The sequence below is a fragment of the Acidaminobacter hydrogenoformans DSM 2784 genome (assembly GCF_900103005.1).
Taxonomy (GTDB): Bacteria; Bacillota; Clostridia; order Peptostreptococcales; family Acidaminobacteraceae; genus Acidaminobacter; species Acidaminobacter hydrogenoformans.
In genome coordinates, this window is sequence record NZ_FMWL01000004.1 from 219,041 (window position 1) to 244,498 (window position 25,458).

Genomic DNA, 25,458 nt, shown 5'->3' on the forward strand with positions numbered 1-25,458 from the left:
ATAAAGGGTCAGACTTTGATTGAAATAATTTGATTTCTTTCGAGGTCTGACCCCGTGTAAAACGATTCGCGGCAAACCCAGCCTTCATCACACTATGTCGTGAATTAAAGGGTCAGACCTCGTTGGAAACAAAATCTCGATAGAAATAGGTTTTAGTAGAATTAATTTGATTGATTTGAACTTTCAAGGAGGCATATCATGTATCCAAGATTGAAAATAGATATTCCTAAAATTAAGCATAATGCGAAAGTTTTAAGAGAATTATGCCAAAATAATGGCATTGAGCCCATGGTGGTAACGAAAGTTCATTGTGCTCATCCTGGTATCACCAAAGCAATGGTTGAGGTTGGCTATACAATGCTCGCTGATTCTCGCGTTGAGAATTTGAAGGTTTTAAAATCTTTAGCGCCTGGAGTAAAGACGGTACTTTTAAGGTTGCCGATGGTTTCCGAAATCAACAGTGTCATCGAATTCGCAGACATATCATTAAATTCTGAGCTTAAAACATTAAGGGCGTTGTCTTCAGAAGCTGTTAAAGCAAACAAAGTCCATGAAGTAATAATTATGGTCGACTTGGGAGATCTTCGAGAAGGGGTATTGCCGGAGGATCTGGAGTCGGTTGTTAAAGAAGTATTGTCAATGCAGAATTTAGCCATAGCAGGCATTGGAGTCAATTTAACTTGTTATGGCGGCGTTATTCCTGATGATAATAATTTAGGCCGTTTGGTCGAGCTGGCAAAACTTATAGAAACAAAGTTCAATATTAGCCTGAAATATATTTCAGGCGGCAATTCAAGCAGTTTGTATAAGCTCATTGATAATACTCTGCCAAAAGGGATCACAAATTTGAGATTAGGCGAAGCGGTAGTGCTTGGCAGAGAAACTGCTTACGGTGAAAAGATTGAAAACACCTATGAAGACGCATTTCTTCTTGAGGCTCAGATCATAGAATTGAAAGAAAAAGATTCTGTTCCAACTGGCAAGATTGGGATGGATGCATTTGGGAATAACCCAAGCTTCATTGATAAAGGAAAAATGAAAAGAGCTATCGTTGCAATTGGAAGACAAGACGTCCGCGTTGAAGGTCTGACCCCCGTGGATGCTGGGGTTGAGATTATTGGGGCGAGCAGCGATCATTTGATTTTGGATGTGACAGGGGCGTCAAGGGCGCTTGAAGTTGGGACTGTGATTGGCTTCAGGGTGGATTATGGGGCGTTGTTGTCTTTGATGACGAGTAAGTATGTGGAAAAAATTTCTGAATGATTGGGAAGGGGCTCATCGGTGTGATGGGCCTCTTTTGTTGGTTGGGGGTTCATCGGCGGAAAAGATTTAATAAATTTGTTAACGAGAAATCTATTGATTGACATTCCATATATTTACATATAAAATTAAATATGGAAATATATGGAGGTGAACTATGGCTAGGAAATTAAGAAATTTACAAACAGACATGGTTTATCATGTGGTCTGTAAAGGAAATAACGGGGAGTATGTGTTTGGCAAAGATGAGGATAAATGGATGTTTGTTAAGATCCTAAAAAAATATAGATTGAAGTATGATTTCGAGCTTTATGCCTATTGTATTATGGACAACCACGTGCATTTACTGATCAAAATGGGTGAGACAATGCTGTCGAGGGTCATGCAGGGGATTTCACAAAGTTTTACTCAGAAATTCAATCGAAAATATGAGCGAAGCGGTCATGTGTTTGGGGGGCGCTATTTTTCAAGTGAATGTGAGACGACGCAGTCAACGATGGCGGCTATGGCTTATATCCATTTGAACCCTTTCAAGGCTGGAAAAACAAAAGGGCTTGATTATGCCTGGAGCAGCCATTTTGCTTATTCCAAAGGGCTTGTTAAGGTTTGGTTTGACAACGTGGGGCTGCTTAAGCGCTTCAAGGACAAATTGCAGTCTGCCAAGGAAATTTATTTGGAGCATCTTGAGCAATTTAAGAGTGATCCAGTATTTTTTGAATATAGTGAAAAGGATGTCATGGCTGAGCCTATGACGTTAGACCGGTTGCTGGCAAAATTAAGGGTGAACAGGCGGTTCAGGTCGTTAGAATACCTTTTTGAAAAAGAACGTGCTGCTGAATCAACGGATGGCTGCGGTCGCATTGAGCGCTTGGTATGGCACAAACTTATATGGATCAATGATCGGTTTCGATTGGTTTCATGTGCGGAGCTTGCAAGAAGACTGGATGTCAAACGGACATTGGTGTTGAGGGCGGTTAGAGAATTGAGGAAAAAGGGATCAGCATTGGAGGAAGATGATAGGATTATGCTGGATAATGAGGTTAAGCGCTATCTGAATATGAATGACAGTCAAAACCTGAACGCGGTTGAACATAAAGAAAATTTGGATCAGGTTATGTTGGAGGCAGAGGGGTTTTTGGAGGGGTTTTAGGTGATGTTTGGGGCGGATGACAATCGGCAGAGTGGTATCATGGGTCTTTAATATTTGATCTTGGATTGGCAGAACGCGGTGAGATCTCAATATCAGCGAGGATAGGATTCACTATATTCAAAAGGGGAAACATCAGGTATAATAGCGTATAGAACGTTTGTGCGCCGCTGAACTATGTGTTTATAAGGAGCTTATTATGGATTTGTTTGATTTGATGCTGCAGGAGAACCGGAAGGAAAGCGCGCCGCTGGCCGAGCGGATGAAGCCAAGGTCTGTGGAGGAGTTTATTGGGCAGAGTCATATCATGGGCTCTGGAAGGCTGCTCAGGCGTCTGATTGAATCTGACAAACTGACCAGCCTGATTTTGCATGGGCCACCCGGAAGTGGTAAGACGAGTTTGGCGAGAGTGATTGCCAATCAGACTGGCGCGGAGTTTGAGTCTTTGAATGCGGTGACTTCCGGGGTTAAGGATCTCAGGGAGGTTATTGGCAGAGCTGAAGATAGGCTGGCCATGAATGGGAAGCGGACCATTTTATTCATTGATGAGATTCATAGATTCAATAAGACGCAGCAAGACGCTTTATTGCCTTCGGTTGAGAAGGGGATCGTCATCATGATTGGGGCGACGACGGAAAATCCGTATTATGAGGTCAACAGCGCGCTGATATCGAGATCTAATGTTTTCAGGCTGAATGCATTGGATGCTGATGATGTTTTGGGGATCGTCGACTTGGCTCTGGATGATGTTGAACGTGGTTTGGGGGTCTTGAACGTATCTCTGGATCAGGACGCGCGTGAAGCGATTGGCAGGCTGGCGTCCGGGGATGCCAGACGGGCTTTGAATGCGGTCGAGCTTGCGGCCATGACAAGTGAGCCTGATGCCGACGGGGAAATAGTAATCAGCGTAGAGGCACTCTACGAATCTATGCAGCACTCTGGCCAGTTGTATGACAAGACTGGGGATTCGCATTATGACATTATTTCTGCGTTTATAAAATCCATGCGGGGCAGCGATCCGGATGCAGCGCTTCATTATCTTGCCCGGATGATTGTGGGGGGCGAGGATCCAATATTTATTGCGCGGCGGATTATTATCTGTGCTTCTGAGGATGTGGGGAATGCGGATCCGCAGGCACTGGTTGTGGCTGCGAGTGCGCTGAAGGCGGTTGAGACGATTGGGATGCCTGAAGGACGGATTCCACTGGCTCAGGCGGCGACGTATGTTGCCTGCGCGCCAAAGTCAAATGCTGCTTATTTGGGGATCGACCGGGCAATTGAGGATATCAGGCAGGGACGGAGTGGGGCGGTGCCGAGCTATTTGAAGGATGGGACGGCGCTGAAGCTGGAGTCGAGGAAGAGTGATGTGCTGGGCGGGGGCGTGTATGTGTACCCTCATGACCATCGGCAGCATTATTTTAAACAGGTGTATTTGCCTGCGGCGCTGCGGGGTACAAGATATTATGTACTGGACGGTCAGGGGCGTGAGGCGGAGTTTGAGGCCTGGCTTGATGAGATTAAAAATCGTGAGGACGAGTAGTTTATGGAAGGATGTGGCGCAATTGGCTTCTGATGATAGGATTATGGTTGAGGTGACGCCTGAAGCGGTCGACTATATTAGGGAAAAGGGTGCGACAGAGGTGACGGTGATGCTCGCCAAATCTGGGGGCTGCTGAAGTGGCGGCAGCATAGCGGTTCCCGTGCTGGAACTGAAAGCGCCTCAGATGCCGGAGCATTATCAGGTTGAGGAAGTTAGCGGGTTGACGGTTTATGTGCCGAAACGCCTGCCAACAAAGGAAGGAAAAATTTTGATAATCATGGACAAGATTTTGTTTATTAAGAGGCTGGATGTTTTGGGGGTTAAGGTCAGGTAAGAGTAAGGAGTTGAGATTTGCGAATGTTGGATTGAGGGACTTTTGTTTTGAAGGATTTTAATTTTACAAAGTGAATAGATTTGGAGGGATGGGTGTAAGCCTGTCCTTTTTTGTTGAGGTTTTTTGGGGGTGGATAATTGGGGGAGGTGTTGGAAATTTTGGTGTTGAGGGCGATGTTTTTAAGTTTTGTTCGAGGTCTGACCCCAAGTGTTCTATCTTTGTTTGAAAGTACCGAGAAATATGTTAAAATATTTCAAAGATGAGAGATCTATAAAATGAATGATTGGAACTATCGGAATAAATATTTGCAGCATATTTGATACGAGGGGATGGTGGTCTGGATGAGGGTTTTGCTTATAGGGCAAAAGATTGTTACTCTTGAGGACCTAAATTCCTATTTTTTTGAGCAGCATGTTCATGGATATGCATGCGTTGGAGCGCCCAATATACTAAGCCTTGATATTGTAAGATATAGTGGCATACACATGGTAATATGCCAGACGTCAGATTATTCTATGGAACATTTAACGACTTTTATGAGTCGAGTTAAAGAGCATGATATCGCGATTGTGACTTTGCTTATTTCAGAATCGACTGAGTTGTCGCAGATTAATGAGCCTGCGCTGAAAGATATTGACGATCTTTTAGTTTTACCTTTTACTCCTTCGGAATTTCATACTAGGTTGTTAAAGTTAATTCTGAAATCGAAAAGCCCTCATAGCAAAGCGAACGCAGAGGATTGGTTAAAGAGCATGCTTACTCTGATGTCAGATTCGCCAGGGACTAATGAAAAAGGCATTTTTAATGAAACAAATAGTGAGTTAGACATTGACATGGAGGAAGATCAAGAGTATTTTGTTCCAGACTTAGAACTTTTAAAGAAGGGAACGACATCTGAAAATAGCATCAAAGATGAACAGGAATCTAATGAAACTGGATTGAACGGGGATGTTAGTCAGGATACTGGGCAGTCAACAAATGATGTACCTTCAAAAATTGAAAGTGCTGAACTGAATTTAGCGGGTCTGACCCCGTCAAATGCTTCTGAAACCGAGACCATTACAAATCCCAAAAAAGACACTTTACAAAAAACAAACATCACAGTGCCGTGGATAGATGATCCAACCAGATTTACTGAGCTCATGGAAGGCATTGATTTTGACAGAGCACCAATATCCAGTGAATCGTCTAACACTGAAGCTGATAATGGTGAACCCATTAATGATAATCAGGATAGTGTAACGAAGAAGTCGACCAACAGCATTGAAAGTGTCTCAAACAACAGCGATAGCAATGAGAGTCAAACTGGTATACATAATAATGAATCTAAAAAAGAAAATATATTCAATAAATTTCTTGAACTCTTTGGTCGAATGATTTATTTTTTATTAATTGTATTTTTGATTCTATTTTCAATTGTTGTTGTTAAAAGTTATTATGATGGTGGTGTGGCCACATTTGGCGATTTAGGCATATACTCTAACACTGAGGAATTTCTCTATGAAAAAGGTAATTTGTTGAAAGGTAGTTTTCCGGGTGCTTTGATTGTTGCTTATGGGGTCGGACCCGACAATCCTTTTGGCGAAAAAATAATCTCGGTATTCCCTTGGTTGGGTTATATGGCTGATTACGCTAAGACGTCCGTTGGATTCTTGATTGTAATCGTCATACCCTTGTTAATAATTTTTATTATTGAAATTTATTACTGGATTCAACGTAGAAAAAACAAGAAAATACAAATCTAACAATGCGCAATTCGAGATATATTGGAGGACTATCATGATTTTCAATAAACCAGGTTATAAAAATACACTTGATGTTTTTAAAATTGTTGATGAAGCTGCAGAAAAGCAAAATATAGATACGGTAATCATTGCGTCCTCGTCGGGTGAAACTGGATTAGCAGCTTTGGAGTTTTTCGGTTTTCAGAATGACGAAGAGTGCAGCGGTGAAAAACGCGGGGGACAGACCTCAAACAATTCCCAAGAAGACAGCTGGGGTCGGACCCGCAAAATAATAAAAAACATAATAATAGTCTCTCATGTCGCAGGGTTTGAAGGCCCGGACGTCCTGGACATGGAGCCAGGTGTAAAAAAACAGCTCGAAACAGCTGGCGCAGTCGTAATCACTGCTGCTCACAGCCTGGGCGGCATCGGCAGGGCGGCGCGCATAAAGTTTGGCACCTACGGCACGGATGAGCTAATGGCTAACGCGCTGCGGCTGTTTGGGGAGGGCACAAAAGTAGCCATCGAGATCTCCATGATGGCAGTGGATGCTGGCGCCGTGTCGACAATGGAAAGGGTTATTGCTATTGGCGGCACCAGCAGCGGCGCGGACACAGCTCTGATCCTGCAGCCCGCCAACACCCACAGATTCTTCGACATTCGAGTGGACGAAATCCTATGTAAACCTGCTGTCTCCAAGGCTTGGTTCAAAGAACAAAAGGCCTCAGCAGAAGGGGAGGCCGGTCAATGAAAACTTCAAGCAGGCGCGCCCGCATACTGGTGGGCGCAAAGCTCGGCATCCCGATCGCGATAGGCTATATCCCGATCGGGATTGCTTTTGGGGTGCTGGCCTCCTCTTTGGGTCTGAAGATTGGTATAGGCGTTGCGCTTTCCTCCATCCTCTACGCCGGCGCGAGCCAATTCGTTGGCGTGGGCATGATGGCCGCGGGGGCATCGACCCTCGAAATTGTGATGACCACATTTATCCTCAATTTTCGACATTTCATCATGTCGTCCTCGCTGTCGCAGCGACTGCCCGAGACCATCGGCAAACGCTTTTTGTCTGTGCTGGCTTTTGGCGTCACCGACGAATCCTTTGCCGTTGCTTCGGTCCAGCCACAGCGCGTCCTCGACCCTTGGTCGCTGCTCGGTCTGAACACGATCGCCTACCTCGCATGGAACAGCGGCACGCTGATGGGCCTCCTGCTGGGCGACGCCATACCGCCGTCACTCTCCGCCAGCATGGGAATTGCGCTGTACGCAATGTTTGTAGGACTTTTGGTTCCAGGGCTTAAAAATGATTTGCCGATGGTCACCGTCACCCTCACCGCCATCGCCACCAGCACCCTCATCTTCTACCTGCCTCTTTTTTCCGGTCTCGCAAGCGGCTGGCGGATCTTGATCGCCACCCTGATCGCCGCGGCCGTGGGATCAAAGCTCCTGGCTAAGTCCGCAATCTCCGACATTGGCAACCGTCAAAATAGGGAGGCGTAACCATGACAAATCCAGGTCACCAATTTATTACAGTCCTTCTCATGGCGGCAGTCACCTATGTGCCAAGATTGATTCCCATGACACTGCTCAGAGGCAGGAAGCTGAGCCCCAGCCTTCAAAACTTCTTGAAATGCGTGCCTTTTGCCGTGCTGGGCGCTTTAATTTTTCCGGAAATCCTATATTCGACGTCGTCCATCCCCACGGCGGCATTAGGGCTCGCCGCTGCCCTTGCGCTTGCTCTGTTGAGGCTCAATGTGGTTCTCGTCGTCTTAGGGAGTATCCTGGCGGTTTATTTGGGAGGCTTGTTTTAAAGGGAGAAGGGAGAAAGGGAGAAGGGACAAGGGACAAGGGGGTCAGACCCGCTCGTGTATTTTATTGATCCATTGGGGTTCCATTGGGGTCAGACCTGCTCTTTAACCCAAAAAGGAAGTGGGGCCCAAACCCCACTTCCTACCATTTACAGCCTTCTTATTTTTTTCAATCCCCATAAATCATCGATGTCCGCACCTTTTCGGCAATCGCTTCATTCTTCAAGACCTTCAGAATTTCAAAGGCGAAGTAGGCAGCGGTGCCCGCACCCCTGGATGTGATGAAGCGGCCATCGTGTTCCACTCGGTTCTCTGATAGAACAGCGCCCTTCAGATAGTCCTCAAAGCCAGGATAGCAGGTAGCACGTTTGCCTTTCAAGAATCCGCGTTTTCCAAGGACCAAAGGCGCCGCGCACACTGCCGCCACGAGGAGCTCTTTCTTGACCGCCTCGTGAAGCAGCCGGTCTACGTCTTTGGATTCATCGAGATGCGTTGTGCCCGGCATTCCGCCCGGCAGCACGACGGCCTTTACGCCGGCGTCGAGTTCAATTTCCTTGATCACTGTGTCCGCTTCGACCTTGATGTGATGGGCGCCATGCACGAAAAGGCTGGTGCCGATGGAAACAGTAACCACCTCCACGCCCCCGCGCCGCAAAATGTCTATCACACTGATCGCTTCGATTTCTTCAAAGCCTTCTGCCAATAATACATAAACCATAGTCATCACCTCTTGTGGTATATACCCCAAAAAGATAGTCTGGCTAACAGGATTGCGCTGTTTAGGTGTGGTTTGGGAGGGGTGACCATCGGCAAAAAATGGAAAATATGACCTTTCATGACTTAGCAGGAATATTAAAAGCCATTCAGGACCATTACGAAACTCTTTTGTCATCTACGCTTGCTTTGTTCATGATATTAGTATATAATGTAATTTGGCCGAAGCGCCGCTTGAATTCAATTATTTACTTAATGTTTATGTCATAAAGGTCTTAAAGGTCTATTTCGATCCGGATCCAATTTTTATGAGGCCACATGGCTGCTCATTTCAAGCGACTGTATTTTCTGCAATTCAAAAAAAGGAAGGTATTTAATGGAACCTATCAAATTTAGTAGTTTTAACTGTTCGGAGGAAATTCTCAAAGCTGTCAGCGACATGGGGTTTGAGGAAGCGACGCCCATTCAGGCGCAATCGATCCCATTCATCTTAGAGGGTAAAGACATCATTGGCCAGGCACAGACTGGCACAGGCAAGACCGCGGCTTTCGGGATCCCGCTTCTCGAAAAGATCGACGCAAGAAACAAGCAGCCCCAGGCACTCGTGCTCTGCCCAACCCGTGAGCTCGCCATTCAGGTGGCGGAGGAGATCGGACGTCTTGGCAAGTACATTCGTGGCATCAAGTCCGTTCCAATTTATGGCGGACAGCCTATTGACCGGCAGATTCGTGTGCTGCGGTCGGGCGCGCAGATTGTCATTGGCACACCAGGCAGGGTCATTGACCACTTGAAGCGTGGCACGCTCAAGCTCCACGAGATCAAATACCTCGTCCTGGACGAGGCGGACGAGATGCTCAACATGGGCTTCGTGGAGGACATTGAAGAGATCCTCAAGACTGTCCCGGAAGAGCGTCAAACCGTGCTTTTCTCCGCGACTATGCCAAAAGCAATTCTCAACATCACAAAACGTTACCAAAGGGATCCGGAGCTCGTGAAGGTCGTCCACAAGGAGCTTACGTCTACGAACGTCGAGCAGTTCTACCTTGAGGTGCATTTTCGCGACCGCGTGGAAGTGCTGTCGCGTCTCCTTGACATGTATCAGCCTAAGCTTTCCCTGGCGTTCTGCAACACAAAGAAAAAAGTTGATGAAGTTACAGCGCAGCTTCAGACGCGGGGCTTCTCCTGCGACAAAATTCATGGCGACATGAAGCAGCAGCAGCGTGACGCGGTTATGGACCGCTTCCGTACAGGGGCTATTGAGCTTCTGATAGCGACGGACGTCGCGGCGCGGGGCCTTGATATCACTGGCGTAGAGTGCGTTTTTAACGTCGACGTGCCACAGGATGAGGAGTACTATGTCCACCGCATTGGCAGAACTGGCCGTGCGGGCAAAGATGGTATGTCCTTCACGTTTGTCAGCGGCAAGGAATTCCTTCTGATGAAGGACGTCATGCGCTACACCGCGAAGAAAATCCAGCGCCATGAGATCCCGTCCATTGCGGACATCGAGGAGATCAAGGCGAAGGAGCTCGTCGAAAAAATCAAGCTCGAAGGTGAGTCCGGCGGCCTCGAGAAATATTACACCATCCTGGAAACTATGGCCGAGGAGGGGATGACTTCCCTGGAAGCCGCAGCGATCCTCATGAAAATGGAGCTCGAACGCTACAAGGTCGAATCCAGCAATCTCTGTGAAATTGGCGGGGGTAGCTTTGGCGACACGGGTGCCGGCAACGGCATGGTGCGATTGTTCATCAATGTGGGCAAGAACATCAGCCTTGAGCCTCGGGACGTCATCAAGTGGATCACCACAGAAACTACGGTCACCGGCGAACAGGTTGGAAACATTGACATTTACGAAAACTTCTCATTTGTCGAGGTTCCTGAACCAAGAGCAAACGAGGTCTTCGAGATTCTCAAAAATGCTAAGCTCAAAGGTAAACGCGTTCGCATTGACAAGGCCCGCGGCCGCAGCAGTGAAAACCGTTATGACCGCAAGCCACAGGGCGGCAAAACCTACAAAGGCCGTGAAGCCCGCCACGCTCACTCCGGTGAGAAGAGCCACAGCAGCGCGAGCTCGGACCGTCCGAAGCGAAAGTATAAACCTGCAGAGTAATTTATAATACTCTAAAAACTTTAATTCCGCCGATGGTCACCCATCCCCACCTCATCACATGGTGGCGGGGAAGGTTGGATTGACATCTCAGGGAATTGATTAAAAACTGGAATCAAAAACCAGGATACCCCATTGCCCCACTTTTGTGTGGGGCGATGGGGTTCTTTGTCGTATTAAAGGTAAGCAGCTGGCGCTTTGGCGCCGGCTGCTTTTTAAATTGTTGCGGAATTTGCAGCATTTCCTGGCGCACAACTGAAAAAACAGACACGGATGCGGCTTCCTTTTTGCGGGTCTGACCCCATTTGCGGCTCGCTCTATATCTGAGCGGGTCTGACCCCGTCCGACCCCGTCCGCTTTCAAAACTTTCAAAAAGATTTCAAAACTTCCGAATACTTTAATCAATTTGTAATCTGTTGCATGATGTCATTAAGAAACTTACTCAGAACCTTTAAAAACTCAACCAAACAAAGTGTACTTTCACGTTACCAAAGGAGGCTGTCAAATTTGGATTATTCAGCAGCAAGTTTGAAATTGCACGAGGATTTTGTCGGAAAGCTTGAGATCAAGTCGAAGGTGTCGGTCGAGACACGAGATGATTTGAGTCTGGCTTATACACCAGGCGTAGCCGAGCCCTGCAAGAGGATCCATGCCGAGCCACTGGATGTCTATAAGTACACCTCAAAAGGAAACTTAGTTGCTGTTGTAACTGATGGGACGGCAGTTTTGGGGCTTGGGGACATTGGACCAAAGGCGGCGCTCCCAGTCATGGAAGGAAAAGCAGTGCTGTTCAAATCATTCGCTAATGTAGATGCCTTTCCGATCTGCATCGATTCCACTGATACAGATACCATTGTCGAAACTGTGAAAATGATCGCGCCTGGGTTCGGTGGTATCAACCTTGAAGATATATCAGCACCAAGGTGTTTTGAAATTGAAAGCAGGTTGAAAAAAGAACTCGACATCCCAGTGTTTCACGATGATCAGCATGGCACAGCAGTTGTCGTTTGTGCGGCACTTATTAATGCACTCAAGATCGTAGGAAAACAGCTTAAAGAAATCAAAGTTGTGGTCAATGGGGCAGGTGCCGCTGGCACTTCTATCGTTCAAATGTTATTGAATCTGGGCATAGAAAACATTATGGTATGCGACAGGGAAGGGATTTTGGTTCGTAAAGAAAACTATACTAATTCCGCAAAAGCAGAGCTTGCAGCAATCACGAATCAACAGTTGTTATCTGGTAAGCTTACGGATGCTATGAAAGACTCAGATGTTTTTATTGGAGTTTCCGCGGCTAATGTTGTCTCTGAGGAAATGGTGGCTTCAATGGCAAGTGATGCAATTGTCTTTGCTATGGCCAATCCAGTACCGGAAATTATGCCAGATCTTGCTGAAAAAGCGGGCGCACGTGTAATTGGAACAGGCAGAAGTGATTTTCCAAATCAGATCAACAACGTTTTAGCCTTCCCGGGGATCTTCAGGGGAGCGCTGGATGTCAGAGCCTCAGACATCAATGAAGCCATGAAAGTCGCCGCGGTTTATGCTATCGCGGAGATCGTTGGTTCAAAAGATTTGAAAGAAACCTATGTCATTCCAGATGCTTTTGATTTAAGAGTTGGTCAACAAGTCGCCAAGGCTGTAGCGCAGGCTGCTGTCGAGTCCGGAATTTCCCGAATATAAAAGAGGGGGTCAGACCTATGGAAAAATCAGTAAGTATTGAAGCGTTGCAACCCAAAGTCAAACAAACCTATTTAATTAATGGACTTTCGCTGCCGCTCTTCGCGGTAATTGCGGCAGTGGTCCTTGTAGCGGGCAGGATGGGCGCTCTTCCTGGCGGCATGGTGGGGGCGTTCGCGATCATGCTGGTCGTAGGTGCTATACTTAATGAAATTGGAAACCATCTTCCTATCGTCAAGGACTATCTTGGTGGTGGACCCATTGTTATCATATTTGGGTCTGCGGCTATGGTCATGTACGGTGTCCTTACAGAAGCTCAGACTGCTCTTATAAAAAGCTTCATGGTCGAATTTGAATTCCTCAATTTTTACATTGCAGCCCTCATAACTGGAAGTATCTTAGGTATGAACAGAAAGCTTTTGATTCGCGCTGCAGCCAGATATCTTCCGGCAATCATTGGAGGCGTGCTTGTCTCACTTGTCAGCGTTGGACTGGTGGGTTCTCTTATTGGTTATGGATTTAAAGAGGCAATACTATATATTGGCGTACCAATCATGGGTGGTGGCATGGGTGCTGGTGCAGTGCCGCTGGCGAAAATTTTCGGCTCGCAGCTTGCGAAAGATCCTGCAGAAATGCTATCCATCATGATTCCGGCCGTAGCATTGGGCAATGCGCTGTCAATTGTGATTGCGGGACTGCTGGACAAGCTTGGTAAAATGAAGCCTTCACTGACAGGCAATGGTCAATTAATGGTTGTAAAAACTCAAGAGGAATTTCATGAAGAAAAACGTTCTCCGGTAGACTATAAAATTATGGGTTCTGGATTGTTGATGGCCCTTGGATTTTATGTTCTTGGCAGTATCATGGGTAAAATCTTTCCTCAGATTCACGCCTATGCATGGATGATTATCTCGGTTGCGGTGGTGAAAGCCATCGGCATCATTCCTGAAAAATTTGAAGAAGGGGCGTTTCAGTGGTTTGGCTTTGTTATGACCTCCATGACGACAGTCCTTCTGATTGGCATAGGGGTTGCGTATACGAATTTGGGTGAGGTTTTACAGGCTCTTACACCACAGTATTTACTGCTCGTCAGTGTCACAGTGCTTGGTGCGGCGTTAGGGTCAGGCTTTGTAGGCAGGCTTGTTGGGTTTTATGCTATTGAATCTTCTATAACTGCAGGACTGTGTATGGCTAATATGGGAGGAACAGGGGATGTCGCGGTGCTTTCCGCATCAAAACGCATGGAACTCATGCCGTTCAGCCAGATCTCCTCAAGAATTGGTGGGGCCTTCATGCTGATCCTCGCTTCTACGCTGCTTAAGTTTTTCGCTTAAGATTATTAATTCGCGGGTCTGACCCCCAAAAGAACCCCCAACAAACATCTATGCGGGTCTGACCCCCTTCGAATTACCCCCCTTGGAATTCATTAGACTGTAAACAAGAGAACCCGATCGGATCGAAGGACTTTTCAAAAGCCCAAAGTCTTTCGGGTTTTCTTCATTTTTGTTTGTGAGGGCAAAATCGGTCATTTCCCGACTACCCCTTTCTGCTATAATGAGGTAATGAAAAATACGCATAATTAATTTGTCAGATGCTCACGAATGAGGGGGGGGGCCTGCGTTGATTCACATAAGAAAAAAGCCGCTTAAGCTCAAGACGTTTATCATTTTGCTGGTGTGCCTGGTGCTGGCGAGTTCTCTGGCCGTTACCAACTGGTTGGTGAGCCAGCGTGTCGTTAGATTGACACAGGAATATTTCGAGGGCAAGGCAATGGATATTTCGCATTTTATGGCGGAATCGGTTATTGTGAAGGAGGCACTTGCTGGAAGGCGGCTGAAGTCTGATGTTCAGCATTTTGCGGAAACCATCCGCCGGGTCAGCGATGTGGAGTTTATTGTCGTCATGAATATGCAGGGCATTCGGTACACGCATCCCAATCCGGAGCTGATTGGCCAGCGCTTTGTGGGTGGGGATGATACGCCGGTATACCGAGGGCAGGCGTTTGCGTCTGTGGCGGAGGGGACGCTGGGGAAGTCTATGCGCTACTTCACCCCCGTCTTTGATGCCGATGGTCAGCAGATCGGCGCCATCTCGGTGGGCATTCTGATGAATGTTATTGAAGATAATTTGGATGCGACGCGGCTGATGGTTTTGATTGGGGTGCTGGCTGGCTTTACCATCGGCATACCAGGGGCTTATTTGCTGGCTGGGCGCATCAAGAAAATTTTGCTGGGGCTTGAGCCAGAGGAAATCGCCCGTCAGTTCGAGGAACGAAACGCGCTGGTTCAGTCGGTGCGGGAAGGGATCCTGGGGGTGGACAAGGCCATGCGCATCACGGTGGTCAATCAGGAGGCCGCCCGGCTGTTTGCGGTCGCTGGTATTACGGACGCTGTCATTGGAAAAAGTGTCGAGGAGGTCGTGCCCAATACTGGTCTGCACAGGGTCATCGAGACGGGGCAGCCGGAATACGACCAGGAGCAGGAGCTGCTTGGAGTTCGGATCCTAACGAATCGCTTGCCGGTGCTGGTGAAGGGCGAGATTGTGGGGGCTGTTGCAACTTTTCGGGATAAATCCGAGGTGACACGGCTGGCGGAGCAGCTGACAGGCGTCAAGCTATACGCGGATGCGCTGCGGTCCCAGACCCACGAATTCATGAACCGGCTGCATGTCATTCTGGGGCTGATTCACATGGGAAATTACGACCGAGTCTCTGCCTACATCAAAGAAGTGAGTGTGCAGATTCAGGATGAGATTGGATATGTCATGAGCCGCATCAAGGATCCGGTGCTGGCAGGCTTCGTGATGGCGAAGCTAAGCAGTGCCCGTGAAAAGGGGATTGTCTTTGTACTGTCAGAGGACAGTTATGTTCCGGAGCTTGGGGACGTGGTTTCTGAAAGCGACGTTTCGACGATCTTGGGCAATCTTATCGAAAATGCCATGGAGGCGGTGGCGCAAAAATCTGTGAAGAAGATAGAAATTCAATTGGTCGTTGATGAGGGAATTTTGACTATGGTCGTCTGTGATACAGGTGACGGGATACCGGATTCGCTGAAGGGGACTATCATGGAAAAGGGATACTCGACGCGAGGGGAAAATAGGGGTATGGGCATGCACCTGATTGCCCGGACCCTTGAAAAGTATGGCGGTGTGCTGGAAATTGGCCAAGCGGAAATAGGCGGCGCAATGATTACAGTTGAGATTCCAATCAGAACGGGAGATGGGCGCAATGATTAAAGTGCTTTTAGTAGAGGATGACCCGATGGTCGCAGAACTCAACCGCTCCTACGTCTCCAGCGTCGAGGGCTTCACCGTCGTAGGAAGCGTCCGTTCCGGCGAAGAAGCCTTGGCGTTCATTGGGGGTCAGACCTCATCTGATGTTGGGGGTCAGACCCCGTCAGTTGATTTGATTCTGCTCGACCTTTATATGCCGGGTATGCAAGGGCTAACGCTGCTATCGGAGATCCGGACACAAGGACTTTCTGCCGATGTCATCCTCGTCACCGCCGCCAGCGATACACCATCAATCCGAGAAGCCCTGCGACTTGGGGCAGTGGACTATCTGATCAAGCCCTTTGAGTACGAAAGGCTGAAGAGAGCACTGCTTGGATACAAGGAAAAATCTGCACTGTTAAAACAGAGGCAGAGTGTCAGCCAAGAAGAGCTTGATCAATTTCTACGCGAGAAAAATGTTAATGCTGTAAAGACCAGAAGTTTGCCGAAAGGTCTGGACAGATCGACGCTCAAGCGGGTCTATGAAGCGCTTTTAGCCTATCCAATGAAGGATTTTAGTGCGGAGGAGGTTGCGAAGACCATCGGCATAACACGCGTCTCCGTTAGGAAATATCTTGAATTTTTAAATGAGATCAAGGCTATTCAAATGAATGTCATCTATGGCGCTATTGGGCGCCCGGTCCACCGATTTGAGCTGCTGCCAGGGTTTGAAGTGACAGTAGGGCCTTATTTGGAGGATGGACGATAAAAAACCAGGATACCCCATTGCCCCACTTTTGTGTGGGGCGATGGGGTTCTTTGTCGTATTAAAGGTAAGCAGCTGGCGCTTTGGCGCCGGCTGCTTTTTGAAGTGTTGCGGAAGCTGCGACCTCTCTACGCGCGCGATGTGAAAAAATGGCACAGATTCGATATATTTTTTGCGGGTCTGACCCCTTTTGTAGATCTGCGCAGGTCTGACCCCGTCAGTTATATTTTTTAGAGGGTGGGTATACATAATTCGGAGTGCTATTGAAAAAACTGCCATAACTTTTGGAGGGTTTGAATAATGTGTGGTCGCTATTTTGTTGATGAAGCCTTTGAAGAAATTTTAAGAAGATACAAAATTCATGATGTACCTGATGTGAATTGGTCTCCAAGGGAGGTTTTCCCTACTAATGAAGCGCCTGTTGTCATTAATGCCAAGGAAGAGTACCGGGCAGGCCTTATGAAATGGGGCTTTGTCTTTCCGAATATGAGTAGGCCTATTATTAATGCAAGAAGTGAAACTGCCGGGGTCAAACCCGCTTTTAAAGAGGCACTTTTAAAGAGGCGGTGTATTGTGCCTGCCTCTGGATTTTTTGAATGGCATGGTGAAAAAGGTGCGCGAACTAAATTTCGTATTGAGCGGCCGGAAAAATCTTTAGTTTCGTTTGCGGGTTTATATGCGCCTTTTACAGGTACGGATGGCACCCGTTTTTTTGCTTATGTTATTTTGACAAGGCAAAGCTCGCCGCCGGTTTCTGAAATTCATGACAGGGAGCCAATTATCCTTAAAGTCGAAGAGGAGGACGTATGGCTCAGTCAGGAGACGACTCCGGGAGAGATTGAGATTTTAATGAGGCAGACAGGGCCGGCAGTGATGTTGAATGCTGTTTAGGATTATCGCTTCGAAACCATGCGGGTCTGACCCCATTGGCACCCCATTGGCATTTAGGCGGAGAATTTTGCGGGTCTGACCCCAAAGTGTGAAAAAAATTTGAGTTTTTTTCAATATCGTCAAACTCTTAGACGTTTTTTTGACAGTGGGTCGGTATACTGGGGTCAAAGATATGGATCCTTTGTTGGTGGGGGACCATCGGCAAAAAAATAAGTGAATGGTGTGAACGTAAACCTAATGTGACCAATATAGGATAAGGAGTGACTTGGATGCTGAACAATCAACAAATCGAAAGCGCTATGAAAGTCAAACTGAAGGATTTCTTCCCTGAGCTGCCGGCTTACCCAATGTTTGAAGAGGGAATCCGCCGTGCGCCTAAGCGTGCCATGACTCTCAATGAGGACGAGATTGGCCTTGCGCTCAAGAACGCGTTGAGGTATGTGCCGGAGGAATGGCACGAGACGCTGGCGCCGGAGTTCCTTGACGAGCTGTTGACGCATGGCCGCATCTATGCTTACCGCTTCAGACCGCAGGGCAACATTGTTGGTAAGCCAATTGACGAGTATAAGGGACGCACGCTTGAAGCGAAGGCGTTCCAGGTCATGATTGACAACAACCTGGACTTTGCGATCGCGCTGTATCCTTATGAACTGGTGACTTACGGCGAGAGCGGTCAGGTCTTTCAGAACTGGATGCAGTACTGGCTCGTCAAGGGCTATCTGGAGATCATGACTCAGGATCAGACCCTTCACATTGAGTCTGGTAACCCAAGAGGTCTCTTCAAGTCCTCAGCGGAAGCGCCGCGGGTTATTATCACGAACGGCCTGATGATCAGCCAGTTTGATACGGCTGAGGGCTTTGCGCGCGCGGCTTCACTGGGTGTCGCGAACTACGGCCAGATGACTGCGGGTGGTTGGATGTACATTGGACCACAGGGTATCGTTCACGGAACTTACAGCACCATTCTCAATGCGGGTCGCAGAAACAAGGGGCTCGCGGATGACGCGGATCTTGCGGGTCAGCTCTTTGTTACGTCTGGTCTTGGCGGCATGAGTGGTGCTCAGGGTAAGGCTGCGGAGATCGCTAATGGCGCGGCTATTGTCGCTGAGGTGGACTGGTCACGGATTGAGACGCGTTTTTCTCAGGGCTGGGTATCTTCCGTTGCGAAGACGCCTAAGGAAGCGTTCGACAATGCGTACAAGTATATGGATGAAGGCGTTGGTCACGCGATTGCTTTCCATGGCAACATAGTTGACCTTCTCGAGTATGCAGATGAAAATAACATTCATATCGACCTTCTCTCTGACCAGACGTCTTGCCATGCGGTCTATGAGGGCGGCTACTGTCCTGCGGGCATGACTTTTGAGGAGCGCACTGCGCTGTTGGGGTCAGACCCGGAAAAATTCAATCAGAAGGTCGACGAGACCCTTCTTCGCCACTTTGAGGTCATCAAGCGTCTCGTGGCAAAAGGTGTCTACTTCTTCGACTATGGCAATTCCTTCATGAAAGCTGTATATGACGCTGGTGTCACTGAGATTTGTAAGAATGGCGTGAATGAGCTGGATGGCTTTATCTTCCCGTCATATGTAGAAGATATCCTTGGCCCGCTTCTCTTTGACTATGGCTATGGTCCATTCCGATGGGTCTGCCTCTCAGGCTCTGATGAGGACCTCCAAAAGACGGATATGGCGGCTATGTCCGTTATTGATCCGAACAGACGCTTCCAGGATCGCGACAACTATGTCTGGATTCGCGATGCTATGAAGAACAAGCTGGTCGTAGGTACCAAGGCGCGTATTCTCTACTCGGATGCCCTTGGCCGCATGAACATTGCGCTTAAGTTTAATGAAATGGTCAGACGTGGTGAGATTGGACCGGTCATGCTTGGCAGAGACCATCACGACACTGGCGGTACGGATTCTCCGTTCCGTGAGACTTCGAATATCAAGGACGGCTCCAACATTATGGCTGAAATGGCGACGCACTCTTTCGCGGGCGACGCAGCAAGGGGCATGAGCCTCATTGCGCTGCATAATGGCGGCGGCGTTGGGATCAGCAAGGTAACCAATGGCGGTTTCGGTCTTGTTCTGGATGGCAGCCTTCGTGTTGACACGATCATTCAGCGTGCGATTCCATGGGATGTTATGAACGGGGTTTCAAGACGTGCATGGGCCCGCAATGAGAATTCTATCAGCACGGTAGCGGAGTACAATCAGATTCGCGGTGGTCAGGACTTCCTTGCGCTTCCGTATGTGGCGGATGATCAAATGGTTAAGTCTGCGGTTGAGAAGGCTTTGGCGAAAAAATAATTAAAATAAGTTTGCCGGGTGGGGTGTCCGGGCTGGCGGGTTGCTGGCCTGGATGACCATCGGCATAATTTATGGTATAATAGTTGTAGTTTAATAATTGCAATTTTGGGCCCAGTCGTCCAAAATATTGAGTTTTACATAGCTTAAAAATTATATAGTGCTAAGTGTGTCTCTTTTTTGGGGGCGCGCGAGCCTGATATGCTTTTAAGCTTTGTAGGGACTCGGTGTTTTGGAGGGCTGGGCTTTTATTGTGCGGTTTTGGAGATTTTTGCGGGTCTGACCCCAGTGGCACCCCAGTGGGCATGCGCTGGGGGGAGGGAGATTACGACAAACCAAATTGTTAATTATTAGATTTGATGATTTTGTGATAAATCAGATTATTGTCAGAAAATTTTATAAATACAGAATTATTTTAATGGTAAACTGTTAATTGTTTTATTTATATAAAAATATAATTTATCTATTGTGAAATTTATTGTTTCGTGCTACTATCATATTGTTAAATATAAGACGAAATCATATCGTTCTTTATTAATCGTTTTTTTAGTTAATAAACACGAATTTATTAATAGGAGAGAGCCAAATGAATGAGAAAAAAATGCTGACACCGGCAGAAATCGCAGAAGCAACTGTAGAAACGGCTAAAAAGAAGGCTGCACTTAGTCCATCTTCTCAATTATTGTTAGGTGTGCTGGCGGGCGCTTTTATTGCGTTCGCGGCGCAAGGGTCGAATATGGCGGCCTTCAATTTGTTTTCTGATCCTGCGACGTATGGAATGGGCAAAGCGCTGGCAGGTGCCATTTTTGGGACTGGCCTGATGCTGGTCATTTTAGCTGGCGGGGAGCTCTTTACGGGGAATACTTTAATGGTGGCCGCTGTTATGCAGAAAAAAGTGACGGTTGGCGATATGCTCAGAAACTGGGCGAGGGTTTACGCAGGAAACTTTGTTGGCGCAATGCTGGTAACTTTTATGATTGTTTATTCTGGTCAGCTCAACAGCAGCAATGCGCTGTTGGCAGGACAGACTATCAAGATTGCGGCTTATAAGGTAAATCTGCCGTTTCATTCGGCGCTTTTCCTTGGTGTTATGTGCAACTGGCTGGTGACGCTGGCGGTTTGGCTTTCTTATGGGGCAAAGGACATGACGGGTAAGATCCTCGCGATTTTCTTCCCAATTTGGCTCTTCATTACGTCTGGCTTTGAGCACAGCATTGCGAACATGTATTATGTTCCGGCTGGTATTCTCGCTAAGGCGAATCCTGTTTGGGCCGAGGCGTCGCATTTGTCTGCTGAGGTTTTGAATACTTTGACTTGGAAGAACTTCTTGATTGGAAATCTTTTGCCGGTGACGCTGGGCAATATTATTGGCGGCGTGGTGTGTGTCGGTGGCGCGTATTGGTTTGTGTATCTGCGTGATAAGAAGACAGCGAAGAGTGATCCGCTTACGACTTATTTTAAGAATGTGGCGTAATTTGGTAGTGTGGTAATTTGGAAATTGGGCCCCCTGTGTTGGTTGATGCAGGGGGCTTTTATTTTGATTGAAAGATGGAGGGGGTGACTGAGGGGGTCAGACCTTGTTGTGGAACCTTGGGGTTGGAACTATGGGGTCAGACCTGTAAAAAACGCCATTACCCCAAACGCCTTTAGACGGGCGTCATTTTGTTGTATAATGTTTATAGAAACAGATGGGGTCAGACCTGCAAAAAAAGAACTGATAGACAGCACGCGGGGTCAGACCTGCACAAAAGCCCCATCAACTCAAGTATTACTCCAGGAGGCGTTTAAATGGTTCCAGCCATCGAGATTAAGCTTCTCGGGATCCCTTCGGTTCAAGCCGGCGGGAAGCCTGTCAATATGACTCTGAAAAAAGCAGAAGCCATTTTATATTTTATGGCAGTAGAGATCTCCACGACAAGGGATACGCTGTGCCGGATTTTCTGGCCGGACAGCGATACGGAATATGCCAGACGCAGCCTGCGCAACGCGCTTTATCTCATACGAAAGCACGTGGCGGAGGACCTGCTTACCATGCCAAATCATTCGAGTGTCCATCTGAATAAGGAGGCGATCTGGCGCTGCGATCTCTGGGAAATGGAACCTGTTCAGGCTGTTACCCGTGAGGATTTAACGCTTCTTAGCGGATTTTCTTTTAAGGAAGACGAATTTTTTCAGGAATGGCTCGTTGATCAGCAGCGCAGTGTTCAACAGCGCATTTTTGAGCATCATAAGAAAATTGCCGTCCAGCTTGAGGAGGACGACGATTATGTTGAGGCGGCCAAGGCGCGTGAAAAAATGACGCTAATAGATGCCTACGACGAGGAAAATATCCGCGCTCTGATGAGTCTTTATCTGCGAACGGCGGAATATAATCACGCCATTGAGGTTTACCAAAGGCTGATGAGAACAATGAAGGATGAGCTTGGTGTTGTGCCTGACAGTGATACGACCCGGCTCTATGATAAGATTTTAGAGCTCAAGGGCAAAGAGACGAGTCAGACGACAGCAAGTCCAAAAACCTATTTCTTTGGCCGCTATGATGAACTTACAGCGATTGAGGAGGAGGTTTACAACCTACTTGAGAACCATCACCACCGACATGTGCTGATCACCGGTGAAGCCGGCATAGGGAAAACGACGCTGGTTGAGCGCGTTGTCAGTGCGGTTGAGGCCCAGGTGAAGGAAAGTGGAATTCCTTATGAGCATGCGTATGGGCATGAGAGTGGGAAGGGGGTTGGGAAGACCATCGGCAATAGCTCTGGGCAGTTACATCCGCATAAGCTCCCGGTCAAAATCATGCGGGCAGCGGCCTACCCTATGGAGCATGACCTGCCGTACCGCATCTTCCGGGGTATACTTAGGGAAATGCTGGAGGAGCTGGGGGAGGTCGGCACCAGTCGCATTTTCGGCTTCGCGGATCAGGCGGCAACTGCTCTGGCGAGCCAAGGCCTTGAAGGGGACGAACGCATTCGCTATGAAGACATGGTGGCGGAGGTCAGCGACCTTCTCAGCCGTTATGCGCAGCGACGCAACGTGATTCTTATTTTCGAGGACCTCCATTGGGGTCAGACCCATTCGATAAATCTTCTCCTTGAGCTCATCCGGGAGCATCTCAAGAATGTCATGGTCGTCATGACTTCCAGGGATGTCAAGTCTAAGGCGCTGGATTTCATGACGGCCTGCGGGGCCAAGGAAAAGTGGCTGCTGAGGGTGCCGCTGGCTCGGTTTTCCGCGGTGGAAGCCCGGCAGTTTCTTAAAAATGGTCTTAGAAATTCCAGCGTGATCCTGGATGAGGCGGCAATGTCGAGGTATATTGAGGCTTCAGAAGGGAATACGCTGCTGCTTCGCGAATATCTGGACCTGATTAACGAGGGGACCATTGATAAGCTGGACACCTTGAAATTTGAAGAACTGATGCAGTCGAAGCTGATTGGACTGTCTGAACCGGCGCTCAGGGTGGCAGACGTGGCGGCACTTTTTATGGAGTCGCCGGATTATGAAGCGATCCAGGCCATCTCAGCCTATGAAGACGTGGAGCTTGTGGACCTCATTGAGGCCCTCAGAGGCGCGGGGATCCTGGAGGAGTCGGTGGACGGCGAACGGCTGATTTACCATTTTACCCATCAAAAGCTCAAGGATTATCTTGCTGAACAGATTTCTGCAACACGCCGCAGAATTTTGCATAAGAAAATAGCAGATTATTATGAGCATCTCTATGCTCAGCGTGCGAGTGTCTCTGTGCTGCCATATGTCATCCACCACAGCCGCCTGGCTTCTGACGCGCGGCGGGAGTACCGTTACCGTGTCATTTACGGGCGCCGGTACCTGGACCGCTGGCATGAGGTCTTCAGTGGGCAGAACACTGATCTCGAAGGCGGGCTGACCCTCGAGGACAAGATCATGCAGTCTATTGATGAGGCACGCAGTCGTCTGGATGCCAAGGATGACCTAATCGCGTCCTATGACCATGAGGTTTTTTATATGCGAGGGCGCCGGGCTATTAGGGAAGGCCGCTACGCGGACGGGCTTGAGGCTATTGACAAAGCCATACGTCATTTTGAGATTCACCACTGCGAAGATTTGCTGGAGCTCTGTCTCCTTCAAAAAATTTACTATGCTATACAAACCGGCAAACTGACCCTTTTTGACGAGCTTCTCAGCGAGCTTGGGCATCTGATGGGGGGACCTGGCGAGCCTACCGGTGACCTCATCCATGTCTTCTGGAGGTTGAAGGGTCTTCATGCCACTCTCAGCGGCGATTCGGAAAGCGCTCAGAATTATCTGATGATGGCGCTGCAGTACCTGGAACCCCTGACTGAAGCCCAGCCAAGAGCGCATTCCGCTATAGCGGCGACACTGAATTATCTGGCTATGGCCTACGAAAGTGAAGGTCGCTATGACGAAGCTTTTCATACTTACACCAGGGCTCTTGAAGAAGCGGAGCTAAGTCTGCCGTCCAACGGGCTTGCATTGATCCTGACCAACCTATCCCTGGCCAAGTTCAGGCAGGGTCGAATGGATCAGTCTCTTGAAACCATTGTGCGCGCTGTTGAGATCTTCGAGCTGACCAAAAGTATCTGGGGAAGGGCGAAAGCGGAAGCACACCTTGCCCGCCTTATTGATATTGCAGATATCCCTGAAAGTGTAGATGAGCACCTTTGCAGAGCACGGGACTTCGCTCAGCTCATGGGGAACCCTTATGAAATCCGTTTTGTCCAGGAGGTTGAGGCTGAAATCCGTTCCCATCCGGCCCATCTCAATAGGATTGAGACTTAAATGCGCAGGTCTGACCCCGTCAGAAACTCCGTCAAAACAAATTTTGAACTTTGCGGGTCTGACCCCGGACGTACCTGACTCCGGATGTAACTTAAACACTTGGGGTCAGACCCGCAAAAAAAATCTTCAAAATGGAAAGTGGGTGCCAGAGGCTGAAGGCCGCCGGCACCCACTTTCTACCTGGATTTAATTAATTATTTCTTTTTTCCTCAAGTGACTCAATCTGAGCTGTGAAATAGGACCATGGCACTGAAAAAGCGCCGGCACTGCCGGATTTAATTTCTTTTTCCGGGAGTGCTTTAAAGGTCAGCGCTGTTCGCTTGGCTGGGTGATAAAATCTGAGCTCGTAGGACCAAAGGCCTATGGGTGTACCGTCTTTGACGAAGTCGGGATTATATTTGGCATCACCAAGGATTGGAAAACCACTGGCTGAGAGCTGCACCCGGATCTGGTGGCGCCGGCCTGTCAGGAGTAAAATATCCAGCAGTGCGAGTGGGACTGTGTTTTCAGGGAGAGCGGTTTCGGTCGTCCCAAGTACCCGGTATTTCAGCTCTGCCTTTTGGCCGCTATTGCCGTCTGCGATTTCGACCACATTGCCGGCGGTGATTTTGAGATGGTGGACCAAGTGATCGCCGTCTTGGGCGGGGTGACCCTGTACAATGGCGAGATAGCGTTTTTTGACGCGACCATCGGCAAACTGAGCGCTGAGATGGCCGGCTGCTTCACGGGTTTTCGCGTAGACCATGACGCCGCCAACGGGTCTGTCCAGCCGGTGCACGAGCTTCGCGGTCTTGCCCGCCTCGCCGGTGGATTTCATGTGGGCCTGCACAGCTTCAAGGAGTGAGGGCGCTTTGGAGGGGTCGGGCTGGCAAGGCATGCCTGGGGGCTTGACGACAACTATAACGTGCTTGTCTTCAAAGAGAATGTGTAAGCTCATAAATTGCTCCTTTCGATTGTTGGCGTGAACTGAGGGGGTAACTGTGGGGGTCAGACCTGATGCAACATAAATACGGCGCGTTCAACGGGGTCAGACCTGGTTGGTAACGGCAGATCGACTAACGGGGTCAGACCTTCAACGAACCAACGGGGTCAGACCTGGTGCGATCTTTTGCAGGGCAGACCCACGTATCTCCTGGCATCCTGCATTTTCACACTTGTATCTGCGATTGAAGTATGTGTATAATAGTCCTAATCTTGTGAA

19 protein-coding genes are annotated in these 25,458 nt (G+C 48.3%); 17 read left to right on the plus strand and 2 right to left on the minus strand.

Features of this window, described 5'->3' with window-relative positions:
• The first annotated feature begins 198 nt into the window (after positions 1-198).
• The 8 genes from orr to BLP63_RS06200 all read left to right on the plus strand — a co-directional run bounded on the left by orr (position 199) and on the right by BLP63_RS06200 (position 7,810).
• On the plus strand, positions 199-1,263 hold the full coding sequence (orr, locus tag BLP63_RS06170) for an ornithine racemase Orr (RefSeq protein ID WP_092590033.1): 1,065 nt from the start codon (positions 199-201) through the stop codon (positions 1,261-1,263).
• 154 nt (positions 1,264-1,417) lie between these two features.
• Entirely contained in the window at positions 1,418-2,410 is a 993-nt protein-coding gene (locus tag BLP63_RS06175) for a transposase (protein ID WP_092590034.1), read from the plus strand.
• A gap of 196 nt (positions 2,411-2,606) precedes the next feature.
• Positions 2,607-3,947 carry a replication-associated recombination protein A gene (locus BLP63_RS06180; protein ID WP_092590035.1) on the plus strand — a complete coding sequence of 447 codons (1,341 nt, stop codon included), beginning with the start codon at positions 2,607-2,609 and terminating at the stop codon, positions 3,945-3,947.
• 43 nt (positions 3,948-3,990) lie between these two features.
• Positions 3,991-4,281 (plus strand): CC/Se motif family (seleno)protein, encoded by a 291-nt coding sequence (locus BLP63_RS17175; protein WP_264175397.1) that lies wholly within the window; start codon positions 3,991-3,993, stop codon positions 4,279-4,281.
• Between the two features lie 341 nt (positions 4,282-4,622).
• Positions 4,623-6,026 (plus strand): hypothetical protein, encoded by a 1,404-nt coding sequence (locus BLP63_RS06185; protein ID WP_092590036.1) that lies wholly within the window; start codon positions 4,623-4,625, stop codon positions 6,024-6,026.
• A gap of 34 nt (positions 6,027-6,060) precedes the next feature.
• Positions 6,061-6,756, plus strand: a complete 696-nt coding sequence (locus BLP63_RS06190) for a hypothetical protein (RefSeq protein ID WP_092590037.1) — start codon at positions 6,061-6,063, stop codon at positions 6,754-6,756.
• A complete protein-coding gene (locus BLP63_RS06195) occupies positions 6,753-7,499 on the plus strand; it encodes an AzlC family ABC transporter permease (RefSeq protein WP_092590038.1) in 747 nt (248 codons plus the stop codon). Before BLP63_RS06190 ends, BLP63_RS06195 begins: the two co-directional genes overlap by 4 nt.
• A 2-nt stretch (positions 7,500-7,501) precedes the next feature.
• Complete coding sequence (locus BLP63_RS06200; protein WP_092590039.1) at positions 7,502-7,810, plus strand: AzlD domain-containing protein; 309 nt, start codon at positions 7,502-7,504, stop codon at positions 7,808-7,810.
• 166 nt (positions 7,811-7,976) lie between these two features.
• On the opposite strand, the gene BLP63_RS06205 is transcribed toward BLP63_RS06200, so the two are convergent.
• Positions 7,977-8,525: a DJ-1 family glyoxalase III gene (locus BLP63_RS06205; RefSeq protein ID WP_242870816.1), complete on the minus strand. Its 549-nt coding sequence runs from the start codon at positions 8,523-8,525 to the stop codon at positions 7,977-7,979.
• Between the two features lie 372 nt (positions 8,526-8,897).
• On the opposite strand from BLP63_RS06205, the gene BLP63_RS06210 reads away from it, so the two are divergent.
• The 9 genes from BLP63_RS06210 (at position 8,898) to BLP63_RS06250 (ending at position 24,257) form a co-directional block, all read left to right on the plus strand.
• Positions 8,898-10,634 (plus strand): DEAD/DEAH box helicase, encoded by a 1,737-nt coding sequence (locus BLP63_RS06210; RefSeq protein WP_092590041.1) that lies wholly within the window; start codon positions 8,898-8,900, stop codon positions 10,632-10,634.
• A gap of 504 nt (positions 10,635-11,138) precedes the next feature.
• Positions 11,139-12,311 carry an NAD(P)-dependent malic enzyme gene (locus BLP63_RS06215; RefSeq protein ID WP_092590042.1) on the plus strand — a complete coding sequence of 391 codons (1,173 nt, stop codon included), beginning with the start codon at positions 11,139-11,141 and terminating at the stop codon, positions 12,309-12,311.
• A 17-nt stretch (positions 12,312-12,328) separates the two neighbouring features.
• The gene (locus tag BLP63_RS06220) at positions 12,329-13,642 is read left to right on the plus strand and encodes a 2-hydroxycarboxylate transporter family protein (protein ID WP_092590043.1); all 1,314 of its coding nucleotides are present in this window, start codon (positions 12,329-12,331) and stop codon (positions 13,640-13,642) included.
• A 286-nt stretch (positions 13,643-13,928) separates the two neighbouring features.
• A complete protein-coding gene (gene dcuS / locus BLP63_RS06225) occupies positions 13,929-15,542 on the plus strand; it encodes a DcuS/MalK family sensor histidine kinase (protein ID WP_092590044.1) in 1,614 nt (537 codons plus the stop codon).
• Positions 15,535-16,287 carry a response regulator gene (locus BLP63_RS06230; RefSeq protein WP_092590045.1) on the plus strand — a complete coding sequence of 251 codons (753 nt, stop codon included), beginning with the start codon at positions 15,535-15,537 and terminating at the stop codon, positions 16,285-16,287. The genes dcuS and BLP63_RS06230 overlap by 8 nt, the downstream gene beginning before the upstream one ends.
• A gap of 297 nt (positions 16,288-16,584) precedes the next feature.
• The gene (locus BLP63_RS06235; protein ID WP_092590046.1) at positions 16,585-17,175 is read left to right on the plus strand and encodes an SOS response-associated peptidase; all 591 of its coding nucleotides are present in this window, start codon (positions 16,585-16,587) and stop codon (positions 17,173-17,175) included.
• 269 nt (positions 17,176-17,444) lie between these two features.
• Complete coding sequence (locus BLP63_RS06240; RefSeq protein ID WP_092590047.1) at positions 17,445-19,484, plus strand: urocanate hydratase; 2,040 nt, start codon at positions 17,445-17,447, stop codon at positions 19,482-19,484.
• A gap of 583 nt (positions 19,485-20,067) precedes the next feature.
• A complete protein-coding gene (locus BLP63_RS06245) occupies positions 20,068-20,955 on the plus strand; it encodes a formate/nitrite transporter family protein (protein WP_092590048.1) in 888 nt (295 codons plus the stop codon).
• Between the two features lie 314 nt (positions 20,956-21,269).
• On the plus strand, positions 21,270-24,257 hold the full coding sequence (locus tag BLP63_RS06250; protein WP_092590049.1) for an AAA family ATPase: 2,988 nt from the start codon (positions 21,270-21,272) through the stop codon (positions 24,255-24,257).
• Positions 24,258-24,447: 190 nt separating this feature from the next.
• On the opposite strand, the gene BLP63_RS06255 is transcribed toward BLP63_RS06250, so the two are convergent.
• Complete coding sequence (locus BLP63_RS06255; protein WP_092590050.1) at positions 24,448-25,194, minus strand: RluA family pseudouridine synthase; 747 nt, start codon at positions 25,192-25,194, stop codon at positions 24,448-24,450.
• Positions 25,195-25,458: the final 264 nt, after the last annotated feature.

Excerpts from the sequence above, each read along its gene's own strand:
- orr (WP_092590033.1), top strand. The coding sequence starts at position 199 with ATGTATCCAAGATTGAAAATAGATATTCCTAAAATTAAGCATAATGCG.
- BLP63_RS06175 (WP_092590034.1), top strand. The coding sequence starts at position 1,418 with ATGGCTAGGAAATTAAGAAATTTACAAACAGACATGGTTTATCATGTG.
- BLP63_RS06180 (WP_092590035.1), top strand. The coding sequence starts at position 2,607 with ATGGATTTGTTTGATTTGATGCTGCAGGAGAACCGGAAGGAAAGCGCG.
- BLP63_RS06185 (WP_092590036.1), top strand. The coding sequence starts at position 4,623 with ATGAGGGTTTTGCTTATAGGGCAAAAGATTGTTACTCTTGAGGACCTA.
- BLP63_RS06190 (WP_092590037.1), top strand. The coding sequence starts at position 6,061 with ATGATTTTCAATAAACCAGGTTATAAAAATACACTTGATGTTTTTAAA.
- BLP63_RS06195 (WP_092590038.1), top strand. The coding sequence starts at position 6,753 with ATGAAAACTTCAAGCAGGCGCGCCCGCATACTGGTGGGCGCAAAGCTC.
- BLP63_RS06200 (WP_092590039.1), top strand. The coding sequence starts at position 7,502 with ATGACAAATCCAGGTCACCAATTTATTACAGTCCTTCTCATGGCGGCA.
- BLP63_RS06205 (WP_242870816.1), bottom strand. The coding sequence starts at position 8,525 with ATGGTTTATGTATTATTGGCAGAAGGCTTTGAAGAAATCGAAGCGATC.
- BLP63_RS06210 (WP_092590041.1), top strand. The coding sequence starts at position 8,898 with ATGGAACCTATCAAATTTAGTAGTTTTAACTGTTCGGAGGAAATTCTC.
- BLP63_RS06220 (WP_092590043.1), top strand. The coding sequence starts at position 12,329 with ATGGAAAAATCAGTAAGTATTGAAGCGTTGCAACCCAAAGTCAAACAA.
- BLP63_RS06230 (WP_092590045.1), top strand. The coding sequence starts at position 15,535 with ATGATTAAAGTGCTTTTAGTAGAGGATGACCCGATGGTCGCAGAACTC.
- BLP63_RS06235 (WP_092590046.1), top strand. The coding sequence starts at position 16,585 with ATGTGTGGTCGCTATTTTGTTGATGAAGCCTTTGAAGAAATTTTAAGA.
- BLP63_RS06240 (WP_092590047.1), top strand. The coding sequence starts at position 17,445 with ATGCTGAACAATCAACAAATCGAAAGCGCTATGAAAGTCAAACTGAAG.
- BLP63_RS06245 (WP_092590048.1), top strand. The coding sequence starts at position 20,068 with ATGAATGAGAAAAAAATGCTGACACCGGCAGAAATCGCAGAAGCAACT.
- BLP63_RS06250 (WP_092590049.1), top strand. The coding sequence starts at position 21,270 with ATGGTTCCAGCCATCGAGATTAAGCTTCTCGGGATCCCTTCGGTTCAA.
- BLP63_RS06255 (WP_092590050.1), bottom strand. The coding sequence starts at position 25,194 with ATGAGCTTACACATTCTCTTTGAAGACAAGCACGTTATAGTTGTCGTC.